13 protein-coding genes and 2 riboswitches are annotated in these 13035 nt (G+C 64.4%); of the genes, 5 read left to right on the top strand and 8 right to left on the bottom strand.

What is annotated here, in order from left to right:
• Window positions 1–6 precede the first annotated feature (6 nt).
• The 6 genes from gcvPB to ABD928_RS14340 all read right to left on the bottom strand — a co-directional run bounded on the left by gcvPB (window position 7) and on the right by ABD928_RS14340 (window position 6214).
• Entirely contained in the window at window positions 7–1575 is a 1569-nt protein-coding gene (gcvPB, locus tag ABD928_RS14365) for an aminomethyl-transferring glycine dehydrogenase subunit GcvPB (protein ID WP_345169847.1), read from the bottom strand.
• On the bottom strand, window positions 1572–2930 hold the full coding sequence (gene gcvPA, locus ABD928_RS14360) for an aminomethyl-transferring glycine dehydrogenase subunit GcvPA (RefSeq protein WP_345169846.1): 1359 nt from the start codon (window positions 2928–2930) through the stop codon (window positions 1572–1574). Before gcvPA ends, gcvPB begins: the two co-directional genes overlap by 4 nt.
• The gene (locus tag ABD928_RS14355) at window positions 2931–3614 is read right to left on the bottom strand and encodes a class I SAM-dependent methyltransferase (RefSeq protein WP_223276342.1); all 684 of its coding nucleotides are present in this window, start codon (window positions 3612–3614) and stop codon (window positions 2931–2933) included. It lies immediately after the preceding gene.
• 62 nt (window positions 3615–3676) lie between these two features.
• Window positions 3677–4048: a glycine cleavage system protein GcvH gene (gene gcvH / locus ABD928_RS14350; RefSeq protein ID WP_345169844.1), complete on the bottom strand. Its 372-nt coding sequence runs from the start codon at window positions 4046–4048 to the stop codon at window positions 3677–3679.
• Window positions 4045–5247 carry a glycine cleavage system aminomethyltransferase GcvT gene (gene gcvT / locus ABD928_RS14345; protein WP_187714736.1) on the bottom strand — a complete coding sequence of 401 codons (1203 nt, stop codon included), beginning with the start codon at window positions 5245–5247 and terminating at the stop codon, window positions 4045–4047. Before gcvT ends, gcvH begins: the two co-directional genes overlap by 4 nt.
• Before the next feature lie 56 nt (window positions 5248–5303).
• A riboswitch (glycine riboswitch) is annotated at window positions 5304–5393 on the bottom strand.
• 1 nt (window position 5394) lies between these two features.
• Window positions 5395–5498, bottom strand: a riboswitch (glycine riboswitch).
• An 83-nt stretch (window positions 5499–5581) separates the two neighbouring features.
• Window positions 5582–6214 carry a hypothetical protein gene (locus ABD928_RS14340; RefSeq protein WP_345169842.1) on the bottom strand — a complete coding sequence of 211 codons (633 nt, stop codon included), beginning with the start codon at window positions 6212–6214 and terminating at the stop codon, window positions 5582–5584.
• Between the two features lie 90 nt (window positions 6215–6304).
• On the opposite strand from ABD928_RS14340, the gene ispH reads away from it, so the two are divergent.
• Together ispH and rnhA are read left to right on the top strand one after the other, a co-directional pair.
• Window positions 6305–7252, top strand: coding sequence for a 4-hydroxy-3-methylbut-2-enyl diphosphate reductase (ispH, locus tag ABD928_RS14335; protein ID WP_187714737.1), 948 nt, complete (start codon window positions 6305–6307; stop codon window positions 7250–7252).
• Entirely contained in the window at window positions 7252–7707 is a 456-nt protein-coding gene (gene rnhA, locus ABD928_RS14330; RefSeq protein WP_187714738.1) for a ribonuclease HI, read from the top strand. The genes ispH and rnhA overlap by 1 nt, the downstream gene beginning before the upstream one ends.
• Here rnhA and ABD928_RS14325 read toward each other — a convergent pair.
• Together ABD928_RS14325 and ABD928_RS14320 are read right to left on the bottom strand one after the other, a co-directional pair.
• On the bottom strand, window positions 7704–8747 hold the full coding sequence (locus tag ABD928_RS14325) for a rod shape-determining protein (protein ID WP_345169840.1): 1044 nt from the start codon (window positions 8745–8747) through the stop codon (window positions 7704–7706). The two genes, rnhA and ABD928_RS14325, sit on opposite strands and share 4 nt — an antisense overlap.
• Window positions 8748–8874: 127 nt before the next feature.
• Window positions 8875–9984: an NAD(P)/FAD-dependent oxidoreductase gene (locus ABD928_RS14320; protein ID WP_345169839.1), complete on the bottom strand. Its 1110-nt coding sequence runs from the start codon at window positions 9982–9984 to the stop codon at window positions 8875–8877.
• 50 nt (window positions 9985–10034) lie between these two features.
• Between ABD928_RS14320 and ABD928_RS14315 the strand changes: the two genes are divergently transcribed.
• The 3 genes from ABD928_RS14315 to ABD928_RS14305 are packed head-to-tail and all read left to right on the top strand — an operon-like array spanning window position 10035 to window position 13029.
• Complete coding sequence (locus tag ABD928_RS14315) at window positions 10035–10508, top strand: A24 family peptidase (protein WP_187714739.1); 474 nt, start codon at window positions 10035–10037, stop codon at window positions 10506–10508.
• 45 nt (window positions 10509–10553) lie between these two features.
• Entirely contained in the window at window positions 10554–11573 is a 1020-nt protein-coding gene (gene cpaB / locus ABD928_RS14310; protein ID WP_345169837.1) for a Flp pilus assembly protein CpaB, read from the top strand.
• Between the two features lies 1 nt (window position 11574).
• Window positions 11575–13029: a type II and III secretion system protein family protein gene (locus ABD928_RS14305; protein WP_345169836.1), complete on the top strand. Its 1455-nt coding sequence runs from the start codon at window positions 11575–11577 to the stop codon at window positions 13027–13029.
• Window positions 13030–13035 lie beyond the last annotated feature (6 nt).

The following is a 13035-nucleotide window of genomic DNA, read 5'->3' as shown; positions in this document are numbered from 1 at the left end:
TCGACCCTACTCCGCCGCCTGCGCCGGTTCTGGCTCCTTGTAAACCAGGACCGGTTTCCTCGCGGCGAGCGTTTCGTCGAGGCGGCGGCGCGGCGCGTGGATCGGGGCGGCCTTCAGCGATTGGTCGCCTGCCTTAGCGCGACCAGCGATGGAGCGAAGCGCGAGGATGAACTGATCCAGGCTTGCCTTCGACTCCGTTTCGGTCGGCTCCACAAGCATGGCGCCGTGGACGACCAGCGGGAAATACATGGTCATCGGGTGGAAGCCTTCGTCGATCAGCGCCTTGGCGACGTCGATTGTGCTGAGGCCCTCGCCGAAGCCGCGGTCGGAGAATATCGCTTCGTGCATGCATGGGCCGGTGTCGCCGAACGGAGCGTCCAGGACATCTTCCAGGCTACGAAGAATGTAATTGGCGTTGAGCACGGAATCCTCGGCAACCTGGCGGAGGCCGTCGGCGCCGTGGCTGAGGATGTACGACAGAGCCCGCGTGAACATGCCCATCTGCCCGTGGAAGGCCACCATGCGGCCAAAGGTCGTCGGATGCTCGTCGGCGGCATGCTCTTCCTCGACGATCTTGAAGCTGCCGTCGGGATATCTCGCCGCGAACGGAAGCGGGCCGTAGGGTGACAAAGCCTCCGACAAGACTACCGGTCCCGAACCCGGGCCACCGCCCCCGTGCGGCGTGGAGAAGGTCTTGTGGAGGTTGATGTGCATCGCATCGACGCCAAGGTCGCCGGGACGAACCTTGCCGACGATCGCGTTGAAGTTTGCACCATCGCAATAGACGAACCCGCCCGCCGCGTGCACGGCGTCGCTGATCGCCTTCATGTCCGGCTCGAACAGGCCACACGTGTTCGGATTGGTGATCATCACCGCCGCAACGTCCGGCCCGAGCCGCGCCTTCAGCGCTTCGAGATCGACGCGTCCGGCCTTGTTCGCCGGAATGTTCTCGACGCGATAACCGGCGAAGGCTGCCGTTGCCGGATTCGTACCATGAGCACTTTCCGGTACCAGAACCACCTCGCGCTTGTCGCCGCGGGCTTCCAGCGCCGCACGGATGCAGAGCAAGCCGCAAAGCTCGCCATGCGCGCCGGCCTTCGGGCTCATCGCGACGCCGTGCATTCCGGTGAGGTCGAGCAGCCAAAAGGCGAGCTGGTTAATCAGTTCGATCGCGCCTTGCACCGTTTCCTGGGGCTGCAGCGGGTGGATGTCCGCAAAGCCCGGAAGCCGAGCGACCTTCTCGTTGAGGCGCGGATTGTGCTTCATCGTGCACGACCCGAGAGGGAAAAGGCCGAGGTCGATTGCGTAATTCTGGCGAGAAAGACGTGTGTAGTGACGAACCGCTTCCGGCTCGCTCAGCCCCGCCAGACCAATTCCTCGATTGCGCTCCAGGCCGCCTAGGCGACCGGAGTTGGTCTCGAACTTCGGAAAGTCGACGCCGCTCTGCTCGGTCGATCCGATTTCAAACAGAAGGGGTTCTTCGAGCATCAGCGCGCGGTTGCCGGTTACGGTCTGGGTCTCGCCCTCCTCGTTTGCCGGGGTGGACGGCCGCCAGCCTGAAGGATTGACGGTCACTGGCACACCTCCTTCAGGCCCGCTTCCAGGGCCGCGATATCCTCGTCAGTCACGGTTTCGGTCACGGCAATGACCAACCCCTTCTGAAGCGCGTCCGCGCTCGGATAGAGCCGGCCGAGCGACACGCCGCCAAGGATGCCCTTTTCGGCAAGATGGTGGACGGCGGGGCGCGCTTCGACAGGAAGCTCGATGGTGAACTCGTTGAAGAAGCTGTCGTTGACGACACGAACGCCGGGGATCCCCGCCAAACGGTCCGCAGCCTCGCACGCGCGCGCGTGATTCAGCTGAGCCAACTGCCTGAGGCCCTTCTCGCCGAGCAGGCTCATGTGCACCGAGAACGCCAGCGCGCAGAGGCCGGAATTGGTGCAGATGTTCGACGTCGCCTTCTCGCGGCGGATGTGCTGCTCGCGGGTCGAGAGCGTCAGCACGAAGCCGCGCTTGCCTTCCGCGTCCACCGTCTCACCGGCCAATCGGCCCGGCATCTGTCGGACATACTTTTCACGGGTGGCGAACAGGCCGACATACGGCCCGCCGAACTGGAGGCCGACGCCGATCGACTGCCCCTCGCCGACGACGATGTCGGCGCCCATTTCGCCGGGCGACTTAATCAGCCCAAGAGCGACCGGCTCCGTCACGACTGCGATCAGGATCGCGCCATTGGCGTGAGCGGCTTCGGCAATCGGAGCCAAGTCTGTGATACGGCCGAGGATATCGGGATACTGGACGACGACGGCGCTCGTCTCGCTGTCGATGGAGGCAATCAACTTGCCAGCGTCCGTTTCAGTAGAAAGCTCCGGCAGCGACGTCTCGAGCCGGTCCTCGGTGAACTTCGCCATCGTCTTGGCGACGCTGACATAATGCGGGTGCACGCCTGACGAGATGATCGTCTTGTTCCGGCACGTGATGCGGTGGCCCATGACGATGGCCTCCCACATGGCGGTCGAACCGTCATACATCGACGCGTTGGCGACTTCGCAGCCATAAAGGCGCGCGACCTGCGTCTGGAACTCAAACAGCACTTGCAGCGTGCCCTGTGCGATCTCGGGCTGGTACGGCGTGTAGGCGGTCAGGAACTCGCCGCGCTGGATGATGTGATCGACGCTTGCCGGAATATGGTGCTTGTAGGCTCCGCAGCCGAGGAAGAACGGCGCTTCTCCGGCGGTCAGGTTCTTGCGAGCGAGGGCGCTCAGCTGGCGCTCGACCGAAAGTTCCGACGCGTGGAGCGGAAGCCCTTCGATCGGCCTTGAGAGCAAGGCGCCGGTCGGCACGTCCTTGAACAGATCATCGACAGTCGCGGCGCCGATCGTCTGCAGCATCGCGCTGCGGTCGGCGTCCGACAAAGGGAGATAACGCATCTAGTGTGGCTTCCTCATGATGAAGCGAAGGCGGACATAATCTGCCGTTGGAGAGCCGACGGCGTGGGCAACGGCCTCGCTGATCTCGGCGCGCTCGGCCTCCGGCACGCCGGCGCGATCGAGCCACCCGCGTCGGAAAGTCGTCACCCACTGGCCAATGCCGTCGGGCATCGGCGTCGGCCGTTCGATGAGGCGGGCATCGATCTGGGTAAAGCTCGCCGCTTCGTACACGGCCGCGAAGTCGTCCACTGACGGATACCAGTTCGAGGATTTGAGCGGCGGCGGGTAACCGCGGGCCACCAGTTCGGCATCGAGGACCTCGCGGAGCTTCGCGAGATTCCCGTCGCCGCCCATCTCGCCGGCAAAGCGTCCGCCGGGTTTAAGGGCACGGAAGATCGCCTTCGCGACCCGCTCCTTTTCCAGCATCCAGTGCAACGCCGCGTTGGAGAAAGCCGCGTCGAATTCCGCATCAAACGTCATATCGGCCGCGTCCATCTCCAGGACGTCGAGGCCGATCGCCCGAGCAGCAGCGACGAGCTGCGGCGAGTTATCGATGCCGACGACCTCGGCCCCGCGCTCCGCAATCTTGTGGGTGAGGGCACCGTCGCCGCAGCCAACATCGAGGATGCGCTCGCCCACCACGGGGTCGAGCAAATCGAGCGCGGCTTCGCCCAGGTCGGACACGAACCGTCCGACCCGGGCATAGTCCGCGGCATCCCAGCGGCTGGTCGAGGCGATGACCTCGCTCAGAGCGTCGCCACCCAGTCCCGGTAGGAGCCCTCGTCCATCAGCCCATCAACCTCTCCCGGATTATCGAGCTTGAGCTTGAAGAACCAGCCCTCGCCCTCCGGATCGCGATTGACCAGCGCGGGATCGTCGGCGACCGCTGAATTCCCCTCAACCACCTCGCCAGCGACCGGCGAGTAGACGTCCGAAGCGGCCTTTACCGATTCAACGACGGCAGCTTCCTGCCCCATGGTCAGGCGGCGGCCTGCTTCCGGCACTTCGGCGAACACGATGTCGCCGAGCGCTTCCTGCGCGTGGTTCGAAATGCCGACGGTCGCCGTGTCGCCTTCGACGCGAATCCACTCATGCTCGCGGGTGAAATAGACGGTCATGCACTCGGCTCCTTGCGATGATAGCGGTGGGGGACGAACGGCATCGTCGTGACGCGGACGTCGAAAAGCTTGCCGCGCTGCTCGGCTTTCAAGGCGGTGCCCGGCTCGGCGAGATGGCTGGCCACGTAGCCCATGGCGATCGGCCGCTGCAGGCTCGGACTGAAACCGCCGCTGGTGATTCGGCCGATCTCATTGCCTTCGCCGTCGAGCACGAGAGCGCCTTCGCGCACCGGCTGGCGGCCTTCGATATCGAAGCCGACGCGCTTCTGCGGGACGCCGTTCGCAAGCTCCTCGCGAATCCGGGTGAAGCCCGGGAACCCGCCTTCGGCACGGCGACGCTTGTTGATGGCGAAGGTCAGTCCGGCCATCACCGGCGTCGTCGTCCGGTCGATGTCGTGGCCATAAAGCGGGAGACCAGCCTCAAGCCGGAGCGAATCGCGCGCGCCCAGCCCGATCGGCTTCACCCGCTCATCCCCCACCAGCCAATCGGCGATGGTCTGCGCAGCAGAGGAATGGATCGAGATTTCGAACCCGTCCTCGCCGGTGTAGCCGGAGCGGCTGATCCAGGCCTGATGACCGACGACCCGGAACGGGCCGCCCTGCATGAACCCCAGTTCGGAAACGCCTGGAGCAACGGCTTCGAGAACCTCGGCAGCCTTCGGACCCTGAAGCGCAAGCAACGCCTGGCCCTTCATGTGATCCATGACCGTGCTTCGCGGCAGCAGGTTCTCGAACACTTCGAGGTCGCCCTGCTTCGTCGCGCCATTGACGACCAGGTAGAACTCCTCCCCGCGCCGCGTTGCCATCAGATCGTCGATGATCGTGCCGTCCTCGGCCATCAGCAGCGAGTAACGAAGCTTCATGTCGCCGAGCAGGCGAAGGTCGCCCGGAAGAAGCGTTTCCAGGGCCGCGTCGACGCCGCTCCCGTGGAACAGGATCTGGCCCATGTGGCTGACATCGAACAGGCCGGCGTTCTCGCGCACCCAAAGGTGCTCGGCCATGATGCCTTCGTACTGAACCGGCATTTCATAACCGGCGAACGGAACCATGCGACCGCCATGTCGGCGATGCCATTCGTCGAGCGGAAGCTTCAGAAGCGGGGATTCGACCGGGCCAGCGCCGCCCTGCGGATCGCCGCTGTAGGGCTCCCCGCGCGCCTGGGTCTCGTCGGTTGGGCCGTTGTGCGTTTCTCTGCTCATCGTGGCGCTCCGGTTGCGACAGCCGCGCGGAATCATCCCGTTCGACGCCGTCGCCCCCGTCTGTCGCGCGACCTGAGAGCTTTCACCGGGCTGGCCGGCTTACCCCTTCGGTGGTCCGCCCTCGCAAGCGGACACTTTCCAGACTGTCAGGCGCGCGCGGTCCCTTTGCCTGAGAGATTCCGGGGGCGGTTGCTCCTTCGGCGCCGCGAAGCCCCGTGAAGGGACATCGCGAGCTCTCCCGCGCGGCCTCCCGGTGAGCGAGCCCACCGGAGACGGGAGGAGCCTTGGCTTTGCAAGGCACCGGAGTCAACGCGAGAATCGGCCTTTTCGCGCCCTAGCGCGTGACGTTGTAGCGGAGCTGCTGCTCGCTCAGCTGGAAGCCGACAAGATGCTCGAACGTCGCATTGGCAACGGCGGTCCGGATCTCCGGATCGGTCATCGGATCGACGGCAGCGTCCGCCTGCCCGGCCTTGCGCGGTCGCGTAAGCTGCTTTTCAACATCCGCCGGAAGCTGGGCGGCCGACCGGCTCACTCGAGCGGAAGCTTGGCCCGACGTTTGCGCACGATAGCTGCCCGGCGCGAATTCCAAAGCGACTCGGCCGACGCGCTTGGCTGCAACCTGGCTGCCCGCCTGAAGAACGACGTCGAAATACGGAAGGACGACGGTACGCGCGGCGGTCGGATCACGCCGTGTCGCCACGACATCGAAGGTCAAGGTGGAAAGGATCTGGTCCGTCGTGTCCTGGCAGGTCGCCCGGACATTCGTGATCGTCGCCGTCACATCGATGGCATCGGCTGTGATGTTCCCTGCCGGATCGAATAGCGTAACGTCGCCAGTGCCGGCTGGAATCCCGGGGATTGGGCAAGCGCTGCGACGAACATAAATGCCGCCCTCTTCAGGCGAGCCCTCGCGATTGCAAGCCGGAAGGAGGGCGAGAATCATCAGCGGAATGAGACGGAGCTTCACTGGGATTGGGTTCCTTGGGGCCTGAACAAGTCGCAGCAGTTCATAGGAAGCGCCTTCAAAGCCTGCAAGCGATGGCTTACATGGCCCGCCATGGCTGAACCTCGCCCTAACTTGCGCGTCCTGATTGCTGCGCCCCGTGGCTTCTGTGCGGGCGTCGACCGCGCGATCCAGATCGTTGAGCTGGCGCTCGAGCGTTACGGTGCGCCGGTCTTCGTCCGCCACGAGATCGTTCATAATCGCTTCGTCGTCGAACGCTTGAAAGGCATGGGAGCGATCTTCGTCGAAGAGCTGCAGGAAGTTCCCGACGATCGCCCTGTCGTCTTCTCCGCGCACGGCGTTCCGAAGTCCGTCCCGTCCGAAGCTCAGGGCCGCGGCCTGACCTACGTGGATGCCACCTGCCCGTTGGTATCGAAGGTTCACCGCCAGGCGGAGCGGCTGATCGACGAAGGCCGGCACATCCTGTTCATCGGTCACGCCGGCCACCCGGAAGTCATTGGCACCTTCGGTCAGGTACCCGCTGGCTCGATGACTTTGATCGAAACCGTCGAGGATGCACAGACGATCGACGTTCCGACGTCCGCGGATCTTGCCTTTCTGACCCAGACGACCTTGTCGGTCGACGACACCGCAGCGGTCGTGGATGCCTTGAAGGCCCGATTCCCGGACATCCGCGTGCCTCGCAGCGAAGACATTTGTTATGCGACGTCCAACCGGCAGGCGGCGGTCAAGGCGATCGCCCCCGAATGCGACAAGCTGATCGTGATCGGCGCGCCGAACAGCAGCAATTCGCTTCGCTTGGCCGAGGTTGCCGAGCGCCTGGGTGTTCCGGCTCGCCTGATCCAGCGTGCGGCCGACATCGACTGGGACTGGCTTGGCCAACCGGAGACGCTCGGCCTGACGGCTGGAGCGTCCGCGCCGGAACTCCTGGTCCGAGAGGTCCTGGAAGCCCTTCGTCAACGATTTGAGCTGACCGAAGAGATCGCCGACCACACGCCAGAGCGAATGGTCTTCAAGCTTCCGCGCGAGCTCGTCGCCTAGTGAGCGAACTGTCGCTCGTCGAAATTTTCACGGATGGCGCCTGCCGCGGGAACCCGGGTCCCGGCGGATGGGCTGCTTTGCTGCGAACCGGCTCTCGTGAGCGGGAGATTTCCGGTGGTGAGGCCCTGACTACCAACAACCGCATGGAACTGACCGCGGCGATCAAGGCCTTGGACGCTTTGAAGCGTCCCTGCCGCGTCGAGCTGCATACCGACAGTAATTACGTCCGCGACGGCATCACCAAGTGGATCCACGGCTGGCGTCGCAACGGCTGGAAAACTTCGGACAAAAAGCCCGTCAAGAATGCGGAGCTCTGGCAGCAGCTGCTCGACGCCTGCACTCCCCACCGCGTCGAATGGCATTGGGTCAAGGGGCATAGCGGCCATCCCGAAAACGACCGCGTCGATGCCCTCGCCTGCGCCGAGGCAGACAAGTTCAAGGCCTCTTCCGCCTAGATCGCCAGCAACGCGCCGCGATAGGTCGGGTCCTCGAGTGTCTGGCCGGCACCTTCCGCAACGCAGGTCAGCGGATTGTCCGCGACTCGGACCGGCAGGCCGGTTTCATATTCGAGCACGGTGCTGATCTCGCGCAGCAGCGACCCGCCGCCAGTCATCGTAATTCCCGCGTCGATGACGTCCGCGGCAATCTCGGGCTGCGTATGCTCAAGCGCCGAGCGTACCACGTGGACGATCCGCGCCACCGGTTCCGCCACCGCGTCGGCGACCTGCGCCTGGGTGAGCGTGATTTCGCTCGGGACTCCGCGCGCCACATCGCGGCCGCGCACATAAGTGGAAACATTGTCGGATTCGGGCGTCCGCTTGGCTGACCCGATCTCCAGCTTCACGCGCTCCGCCGTTCCCTCACCGATCAGCAGATTGTAGTTCCTGCGGACATAGGACGAGATCGCCTCGTCCATCTTGTCGCCCCCGACTCGCGCGGACTCGCAATAAGCGAGACCCTGTAGCGAGATCACCCCGACTTCGGTCGTCCCGCCGCCGATATCGACGACCATCGAGCCGATCGGGTCGCGGACCGGCAGGCCGGCGCCGATTGCCGCCGCCATCGGTTCGTCGATCAGCGAGACCTTGCCGGCGCCAGCATTGGACACCGCATCGCGAATCGCACGACGCTCAACGCTGGTCGCCCCGGACGGGACGCAGATGACGACCTCGGGGTTGCTGGAGAAGCAGCTTCCGCCGGCCTGCGCCTTGCTGATGAAGTGCTTGATCATCTGCTCCGCCACCTCGAGGTCGGCGATGACGCCGCTCTTGAGCGGGCGGATCGTCTTGATGTTCTCCGGCGTCTTGCCGAGCATCAGCTTGGCATCGTCGCCCACGGCCCGGACCTTCCGGATGCCATTGAGCCATTCCATCGCGACGACTGACGGCTCGTTGATCACGATGCCCCGGCCCTTGACGTAGACCACCGTATTGGCGGTCCCGAGATCGATCGCGAGATCGCGCGACGTGAACTTGAAGATACTGGCTACACTCACTTGGAACGTCCCCGGCCCATGTCCCGGCGAGTTCGCCGAGCCCTGCGCGGAGACTAATCGAGGGAGCGAACGCTACTAGGCGGGTTCCAGCATTCGGGCAGCGCGAAGGAGCGGTTCGCCGTTAACGCTAAGCCGTTGCGGACGCGGAAGAATTAATCGCGAAACGCGTGGTCGCATAAGCCGACACGTCAATGCCCGGTGAAGGCTCTTCTGCCATCAACAGGCTCGAGGCCAGCTGGCTCGCTGCAGGCGCGGTCTGAATACCAAATCCACCTTGCCCGACGCACCAGAAGAACGATGGCTGATCGGGGTCAAAACCGTACACCGGGGCGCGATCCGGGGAAAAGCTCCTGAGCCCGGCCCATTTTCGCTCGACGGCTTCGATCTTCCAATCGACCACCTTTTCAAAGCGATCGATGGCGATGGCTACATCGATCTCCTCCGGTGCTGCGTCGCAGGGGTCGGTGTCGATCTCGTCATGCGGGCTGAGCCAGACGGAGCGGTCGCTCTCGCCCTTGAAATAGAAAGTGCCCGCCGCATCATCGACGAGCGGTAGATCGCGCAGCCCGCCACGTTCCAGCCGTAGCTGGACCATCGTTCGGCGCTTTGGGGAGATCCCCAGCGGAGAAACGCCGCAAGCTTCGGCCACTTGATCAGCCCAGGCACCCGCCGCGTTCACCACCACCGCTGCTGAAACCTCCGAACCATTGCTGAATCGGACCGTCCAGCGGCCATTGGCGTACGCCGCCCTTTCGAGCTTCGCATCGGGCAGGATCGAGCCACCCTCTCGCTGGAACTTCCGAATATACGCCGCATGCAGCGCCGCGACATCGATGTCCGCGCACCCTGGCTCCAGCAGCGCACGCTGCCATTCGGGCCGAATGCCAGGCACCAGTCGTTCCAGCTCCTCCCGCTCGACCGTGCGGGATTCAACGCCGGGCGGAAGGACCGGTAGCTCGTCACGGGTCAAGTGGACGGCCCCGCGACTCCGTAGGAACCCTCGATCGGAGAATTCGGCAGGCGGCGCATCGAGAAACGCGCGCGACATCGCGCTTAGGACCGACACCCTCGCCCCGCCGTAGCTTTCGAGCCAGAACGCCGCCGATCGCCCCGTGGCGTGCATCCCGCAGCGCGATTCCATCTCAATGATCGCGGTTCTCCGACGGCCCGCGACGTGGGCGCCCAGGCTTGCTCCGGCGATTCCGCCCCCGACGATCAAGACGTCAAAGTCGACCATTCTTCAGCGCGGTTACGGTTTGGAAAGCCCTGCCGTCTAGGTCTGACGTCATGACAAACGGCGCATTTACCGAAATCCTGCTCGCCATTCTGGCAATCTTGCTCGTCGTCGCGGCAGTCATTGACGTGCGCACGTTCACGATTTCCAATCGGCTGAACTTGGCCGTCGCGGGTCTTGCCCCGCTGTATTGGTGGTCGGCTCACTTGCCGCTTTGGCCGGACGTTGGATTGCAAATCGCGGTTGCCGCGGCCGTCTTCTGCCTGTTCGCAATCGCCTTCTACGTCGGGATGATGGGCGGAGGTGACGTCAAGCTCGCCGCGGCCCTCGCCCTCTGGTTCTCGCCGATGTCGACGCTGCGATTCCTTGTGATCATGTCGATTGCCGGCGGCCTCCTGACCCTGGTGGTCGTTGCCCTGCACCGCATGCGCAAAAAGCAGGGAAAGCCTGAGGTTCCGTACGGCGTCGCGATCGCGTTCGGCGGACTGATCATTCTTATCCAACGGTTTCTTAACCAATTTGCCTGATGTGTGTCACCTTACTGGGGCCCGAGAAGGGGAGGCGATTTCGCCATGAATGTTAAGAAGATCATGCTGCTCGTGGGAGCGCTGGTGATCGCGGCAGTGACCGCAATCATGGCCAAGAACATGTTCGCAGGTGCGGGCGCCGAACAGGCGCAGGCAGCCGCGGCAACACCGGCGGTGCCGGTTGGACCCAAGGTGCTCGTTGCACGCAAGGATCTGCCTGTCGGCACGATCATCGATGCCGAGAGCCTCACCTTCCAGCCGTGGCCGAAGGAAATGACGCAGGACGCATACTACACCGAAGGCGCTCCGGACGCGGATATGTCCAAGCTCCTCGGCCAGGTCGTGCGCTATCCCGTCACTGCCGGTCAGCCGATGACCCGCGGCGCCCTCGTTGGCCCGAATGACCGTGGCTTCCTCGCTGCGGCGCTTGGCCCGGGCATGCGTGCAGTCACGGTTCCAGTGAACGCGACCACCGGAGTTGCCGGCTTCGTCTTCCCGGGTGACCGCGTCGATATCATGCTGACTCAGGAAGTAGCCGGTGGCGGCGATGGCCCTGCCCTCAAGGTGACCGAGACGGTTGTCCGCAATGTCCGCGTGCTGGCAACCGACCAGCGCACCGACAGCAAGGGCGACGATGGCAAGACCCTCGTCAAGACCTTCTCCAACGTCACTTTCGAAGCCACTCCGCGCATCGCCGAGAAGATCGCCGTCGCGCAGAGCGTTGGTCAGCTGTCCCTTTCGCTGCGTTCGATCGCCGACAATTCGTCGGAACTCGAGCGTGCGATTGCCTCCGGGGAGGTGAAGGTCCCCGAAGGTACCAACCCTGCTCAAGAGAAGCAGATGCTGCTGGCGGTCGCCAATCGGCCGATCGACACCAACACGACCTACTCCACTGGCGGCGATGTATCCCGCTTCCAGCGTCGTAGCGTCCCTGCCCGCACCGCCTCTTCGGGCGGTCAGGGCGGCGCCTCCTCGGGAGGTACCGCAGGCGAAGTTGCGGCCGGTCCGGTCGTCCGTGTCGCTCGCGGCAACAATGTCACCGTCGTTCCGGTGGGAGCTCGCTAAAATGACCAGTCGTTCCAAAACTCGCCGGGCTCGCCTCGGCACCGCCTTCGTGGCCCTGGCCATCGGCCTCGGCACGGTCGCGGCACCGACCCAGGCAGTCGCCCAGTCAGGCGCTGCTCGCCCGTCGGAAACGCTGAACCTCAGCGCCGGCACCGGCACCCTGGTTCGCCTCTCCGCTCCGATGAGCGACGTGTTCGTCGCCAATGAAGCAGTGGCTGACGTCCAGGTCCGCTCGAACCGACAGCTCTACGTCTTCGGCAAGGGCAGCGGCGAGACCACTGTCTATGCGACTGGCGCCAATGGAAAAGTTGTCTATGCGGCAAATGTTCGTGTCGGCAATAATCTGGGGTCGGTCGACGAGATGTTGCAGCTGGCCATGCCGGATGCGAGCGTCCGCGCTACTCCGATGAACAACCTGGTGCTGCTCACCGGCACGGTCGCAAACCCGACCGACGTCGAAGAGGCGCAGCGTCTCGTCCAGGCCTACGTGGGTACCGGCACGCAGGTGGTGAGCCGCCTCCGCTCCGCGACTCCGCTGCAGGTGAACCTCAAGGTTCGCATTGCCGAGGTCAACCGCTCGCTGCTCAAGCAGATTGGCGTCAACCTCCTGACCTCCACCAACGGCGGCTTCCAGATCGGCGTCGCTCAGGGTCAGGGGATCTTTCTGCCGCCCGCAGGCTCGGATCTGACGACCAACTCTCGTCCGCAGCCAATCCGCCCGCCGATCGGCTCCTCGATCACGGGTATCGGCAAGCTATTCGGCATGGACATCCTGTCGTCGCTCGATCTCGCCGAGGTCGACGGCCTTGTGACCACTCTCGCCGAACCGAACCTGACCGCGCTCTCGGGTGAAACCGCCAGCTTCCTGGCCGGTGGCGAGTTCCCGATCCCGGTCTCGCAGTCGCTCGGCTCGATTTCGATCGAGTACAAGCAGTACGGCGTCGGTCTGGCCTTTACGCCTGTCGTTCTCGCCGACGGCCGCATCTCGATGCGCGTCCGCCCGGAAGTGAGCGAGCTGTCGTCCGAAGGTTCGATCAAGCTTAACGGCTTTGACGTTCCGGCTCTCGTGACCCGCCGCGCGGAAACGACAGTCGAGCTCGGTTCGGGTCAGAGCTTCATGCTCGCCGGCCTGATCCGGAACAACACCACCAACAATGTCGACAAGGCGCCGTTCCTCGGTGACTTGCCGATCCTGGGTGCGCTGTTCCGCTCGACCAGCTTCCGCCGACAGGAAACGGAACTGGTGATCGTGGTCACGCCTTACCTGGTCAAGCCGGTTTCGGGCCGCCTGGCACTGCCGACTGACGGTTATCGCGCGCCCTCAGACGCCAAGCGCGTCTGGGAAGGCAAGTCCTACGACAGCAATGTCGGCGCGGCTTCGACGCCGTCGTCGCCTGCCCCCGCTTTCGGCGGCGCCGGCGCTGCGGCCGTCGCTTCTCCGGGGTTCAAGCTGTGACCCGCC

This window comes from Sphingomonas daechungensis (assembly GCF_039543105.1).
GTDB classification, from domain to species: domain Bacteria; phylum Pseudomonadota; class Alphaproteobacteria; order Sphingomonadales; family Sphingomonadaceae; genus Sphingomicrobium; species Sphingomicrobium daechungense.
The sequence above is the reverse complement of the archived record's forward strand: the minus strand, read 5'-3'. Positions and strand labels throughout refer to the sequence as shown.